Raw genomic sequence first — 5,040 nt, 5'->3', positions numbered from 1 at the left:
ATCACCACCCTGTAGAAAAAAACCTGCGCTTCCATCAGAAGAGGTGTAGTCATGACTTATCGCAACATTATTCTTTTTCATTATTATTTTTAGTCCACAAGCAGGAATTTCATCTCTTAAAACTATAATTTTAACTTTTGAAGGTTTTGTGCTGAAATTTTTAATGTCATACAGTTTTGTTGAAAAATTATCCTGCTTCAGATTCTTTTTATCAAATACCCTTGTTCTTGCTACAAGCGATTCCGCAAGGTTTTTCTCTATCAGATAAAGTTTATAAGAACCGGATTTATCAAGGCTGTATATGACTTTATCTCCGTAAAGCATGCCATACTCATCAATCTGGGCTGCACCTCCGGCTTCACCGGATACAAAGACTAAAATTATGCTTTTTCTATTATTCTCAGTTGTAGCAATTCCATTATATTTATGCTCTAAAACATATCTGAGCAGTTTACCATACTCAAAATCTCCTACAAATTCCGAGCCGGATATTGCTTTTTCAAAGAGTTCTGCCATCTGCATAAATGCTGAAATTTCTCCCTGTGAATTTTTTAAAATTATTTTTATTTTCCGGCAATACAATTATCAATATTATTCTATCTGTTTTATTTTGATATTATGTTTTTATTGGATGCATTACATTTGAAGATATCTATTATCTGCAAATTTTTCATACTTCATCGCCACACATAAAAGGAGTGCCATACAATCAGTATTATTTATGATCGAAGCGCTTCTAATTTCCTCAGTTGCGATAATAATTACACTAATCTACGCATCTATACTTGATTTGAAGGAAAGACGTGTTCCTTTTAAAACCTGGTATCCTATGCTTTTTATCGGAATTCCATTGGCATTATGGGTTTATGCAACTTTTTTGTTAAGTAATCCAAGAGCAGCATCAGGATATATTTTTCTTGTTGTAATTTTCTGTGCCATTTTTTATTTTTCCTCGGCCTATCTTCATCTCTTCGGAGGTGCTGATGCATGGGCTTTTATTTTTATCACAGCGTTTGTTCCCCTGTATCCTTTAGAGCCGCTGTGGGGTTATCCTGCAATTGCTTTTTTTCCACTAACTGTGATGATAAATGCGTTAATTTTGAATATTGCAGCACCTGTTGGAATTTTTATTTATAATATAGTGAAGGGCAACAGAGCCTCTTTTTTTTATATGATTGTTGGATTTCCGGTTGATGGAAAAAAGATAACAGACTCTTTTGGCTTTATAATGGAGGACTTTGAGGAGACTGATGACGGCATCAAAAGACATTTTATATCTCTTACTGCGTCATTAAAAAGAATGATTTCAGGAAAACGCCGAATGTATACTCAGGATTTAAAAAAGTATCCTGAGGAGTACAAAAAAGAACTGGATCTATATGCCCGTTCAGGAAAGGTATGGATCTCATTTGGTGTCCCTTTTATAATACCAATAACAGCAGGGTTTATATCTGCACTTCTTTTAGGGGATATAATTTATGAAATACTCAAAATAGTTATGGGAGTGATTTGAATTGGATATTAATTTTGATAAAAATGGTCTTGTTCCTGTTGTAGCACAGGAATGGGAAACCAAAAAAATTCTTATGGTCGCCTGGGCTGACAGGGAGGCTGTGGAGATGACACGAAAAACAGGATACGCCCACTATTTTTCCCGGAGCAGAAAAAAAATGTGGAAAAAGGGAGAGGAAAGCGGACACCTTCAAAGAATTGTCCGGATTCTTATAGACTGTGACTGCGATACCCTGGTATATCAGGTATACCAGACCGGGGGTGCATGCCACACCGGATATGACAGTTGTTTTTACAGGACAATAGATGGTGAAGTGGTCGGAGACAAAATTTTTGATCCTAATAAGGTATATGCTAATTAGGTATTGAATACATTATTTTTAAGGGAGGTTTTTTAGTGATACTTATACCTGATACAAGCGTCGTCATAGACGGGCGCATCACCTCGATGATACAGGAATCGGGGGAATATAGAGGGGCCACAATAATTGTTCCTGAGGCCGTAATAGCAGAACTTGAAGCACAGGCAAACCAGGGGCGTGAAATAGGTTTTAGCGGCCTTACAGAGCTTCAGGAACTCTCAAAACTTGCAGAAGAAGGAGTAATTACAATAAAATATGTAGGATCAAGACCGAGTCTTGACCAGGTCAAACTTGCAAGTGGCGGAGAGATAGATGCACTAATAAGAAACGTTGCACTGGATTATGAAAATGCAAAATTCATAACAAGTGATGTGGTTCAGTCTGAGGTTGCCCGGGCAAAAGGTCTGGATGTCCTTTATCTAAAGCCGCAGATAGGTGAATTTTCGCCGCTCAAAATTGATAATTATTTTGAAGAGAATACTCTTTCAGTCTTTTTAAAGGAGCGCGCAAGACCAATTGCAAGGCAGGGAACATTAAAGGAAAGCAGGAATGTAATCCTTTCAGAAGATCCAATCTCCGAGTATGAATTAAGACATATAGCTCAGGAGATACTTGAACGTGCAAAACGTGATCCTGATGGATTTATCGAGCTTGAAAAGCGTGGAATTACAATTGTCCAGATAGGTTCAATGAGGATATCAATAGCAAGAAGGCCTTTTTCAGATGGTATGGAGATTACTGCTGTAAGGCCTATTGCTGACAGGTCAATTGATGACTACAATAAATCAGTTGTTCTGAAAAAGAGGCTTCTTGAAAGCAGAAGAGGTCTTATTATAACAGGCACTCCCGGGACTGGAAAGACAACACTTGCGCAGAGTATTGCAATATTCCTTTCCGAAAATCAGTATTCAGTAAAAACAATGGAGGCGCCGCGTGATATTCAGGTTCCTGATAATATTACTCAGTATACTGCACTTGAGGGTAGTATGGAGAATACTGCGGAAGTAATGCTCCTTATGCGGCCTGATTTTGTAATATTTGATGAACTCAGGAAGAGTTTGGATTTCAGTGTATTTTCTGATATGCGCCTTGCAGGAATTGGTATGGTGGGAGTTGTTCATGCAAATGATGTTCATGATGCACTTCAGAGATTTTTGGGAAGAACTGAATTTGGTGTGCTGCCGCAGATTATTGATACAATTGTTTTTGTGAAAGACGGGGATATTTCAAAGATCTATGATATCCAGTTTGATTTCAAGGTTCCCGAGAGCATACCTGATGAGGATGATGAGCTCTCTGCAAGACCTGTAATCTCTGTTGTAAACGATGAAACCGGAGAGGTTGAGTCTGAAATATTCCGATATGACGGAGAACCAATAATTATTAAGTTCCCACTGACGGGGAAGACACCGGCACCGGCACCGGAAATTCAGACTATAAGTATTCCGGAAGAGGATATCTCATTAAAACTTGTTGAAAGAGAAATTCAGAGAGAGATAGGCAGATTTACAGATGGTTCTGTTGAAGTAAAAATGCAGAATGAAAATAAGGCTGTTGTGTATATTGATGATAAGGATGTCCCTGCTGCAATTGGTAAGGGTGGAAAGAACGTTGCTGCAATTGTAAACAAACTAAGCATTGGAATTGATATCCGGCCAAGGACAGAACTCCCACAAACCGGAATGAAAGAACCCGTCCTTGAGGTTTCTTCAGCCCTTGAACCTGAGCCACCCGCAGTCTCTTCCGGCAATGGTATTGAAATAAAGGTAGACAAGAAATTCCTTTCAATCTCAGTAAAAGAGCACAAAGGAAAGATAGTTGATGTTTTTGGCGGAAAAGAGTATCTCTTCACAGCAACAGTAAATGACCAGGGAGAGATTCACATGTCCAAAAATAATAGTATTGCAATGGAGATGATCCGCCGTTATAATGACGGAGAGGAGATCAGACTCCGGCCAGTATAAATTTAAATTTTTCTTTTTTAAAATGTGGAGTGATTTATATTGAGTAAATTTGATATGAAGGAATTTGAGGAGGAATACCTAGATCAATGGTCAAACATTTTTGAGGTTGATCCTTGTGAAGCAGATAAATTCTACCTGAATGTTGCATATCCTTATCCAAGCGGTGCGATGCATGTGGGTCATGGAAGAACATATATTGTTCCCGATGTAATCGCCCGTTATAAAAGAATGCAGGGTAAACATGTTCTTTTCCCCATGGCTTTTCATGTAACCGGGACTCCTGTAATTGGTATATCAAAAAGGATTGTGAAGGGAGATGAGAAGACAATAAAATTATACCGTGATTTATATCGTGTTCCTGAAGATATTCTGGAGAGTTTTGTAGAACCTGCAGAGATTGTCAGATACTTTAGCAATGAGTATGAACGGGTAATGCGTTGCTGTGGTTTATCTATCGACTGGAGAAGGAGATTTACAACTGTTTATCCTCAGTACAGCAAGTTTATCGAATGGCAGTATCTTCATTTGATGGAGCAGAATCATGTCATAAGAGGAGCTCATCCGGTTAAATACTGTCCGCAGTGTGACAATCCTGTTGGAGATCATGATCTTTTGGAAGGAGAGAAGGCAGAGATAGTAAAATATGTTCTTGTTATGTTCAACTTGGGGGAATATAGAATTCCATGTGCAACTCTGCGTCCTGAAACAACATATGGTGTTACAAATCTTTGGGTAAATCCCTGCGTTAATTACAAAAAAATAAAAGTTGACGGATTTAAATGGGTTGTATCTCCGGAAGCGGCATTAAAACTTTCATTACAGGATCATGAGGTCAAAGAAGAGGGTGAAATACCCGGCATAGAACTTATTGATCAGATAGTTTCTCATCCCTTCTGTGGTGAAATTCCAATTCTTCCAGCAGAATTTGTTGATCCGGATATGGCAACCGGTATTGTAATGAGTGTTCCGGCGCATGCTCCTTTTGACTACATAGCACTTCGCGATCTTCAGAATCAGGGAAAATATACGGAGATAAATCCTGTCTCTCTGATAACTGTCCTGGGCTATGGTGAATTTCCGGCAAAGGATGCTGTTGATAAATCAGGTATAAAGGATCAAAAGGATCCCGGAATGGAAACACTTACCCAGGAAGTATATAGTGCAGAATTTTCAGGTGGCCGTATGCTTCCGCAGTACGGTGG

The 5,040-nt window shown here is 38.7% G+C and carries 5 protein-coding genes; 4 read left to right on the top strand and 1 reads right to left on the bottom strand.

The features are described 5' to 3' along the window. On the bottom strand, window positions 1-522 hold a 522-nt coding region (locus ACTB1O_RS07585; protein ID WP_462994533.1), incomplete at its 3' end, for a hypothetical protein. Window positions 523-721: 199 nt separating this feature from the next. On the opposite strand from ACTB1O_RS07585, the gene ACTB1O_RS07580 reads away from it, so the two are divergent. The 4 genes from ACTB1O_RS07580 to ACTB1O_RS07565 form a co-directional block, all read left to right on the top strand. Beyond that, window positions 722-1,513, top strand: a complete 792-nt coding sequence (locus tag ACTB1O_RS07580; protein ID WP_462994532.1) for an A24 family peptidase C-terminal domain-containing protein — start codon at window positions 722-724, stop codon at window positions 1,511-1,513. A gap of 1 nt (window position 1,514) precedes the next feature. Continuing rightward, on the top strand, window positions 1,515-1,874 hold the full coding sequence (hisI, locus tag ACTB1O_RS07575) for a phosphoribosyl-AMP cyclohydrolase (RefSeq protein WP_462994531.1): 360 nt from the start codon (window positions 1,515-1,517) through the stop codon (window positions 1,872-1,874). A gap of 35 nt (window positions 1,875-1,909) precedes the next feature. Continuing rightward, a complete protein-coding gene (locus ACTB1O_RS07570; protein WP_462994530.1) occupies window positions 1,910-3,838 on the top strand; it encodes an ATPase, T2SS/T4P/T4SS family in 1,929 nt (642 codons plus the stop codon). A gap of 54 nt (window positions 3,839-3,892) precedes the next feature. Next, window positions 3,893-5,040: class I tRNA ligase family protein (locus ACTB1O_RS07565; protein ID WP_462994534.1), on the top strand; the 1,148-nt coding region annotated here is incomplete at its 3' end.

The organism is Methanomicrobium sp. (genome assembly GCF_055145805.1).
Note: the sequence above shows the minus strand (reverse complement) of the source record. Positions and strands in the feature narration are given on the sequence as shown.

Excerpts from the sequence above, each read along its gene's own strand:
- ACTB1O_RS07580 (WP_462994532.1), top strand. The coding sequence starts at position 722 with ATGATCGAAGCGCTTCTAATTTCCTCAGTTGCGATAATAATTACACTA.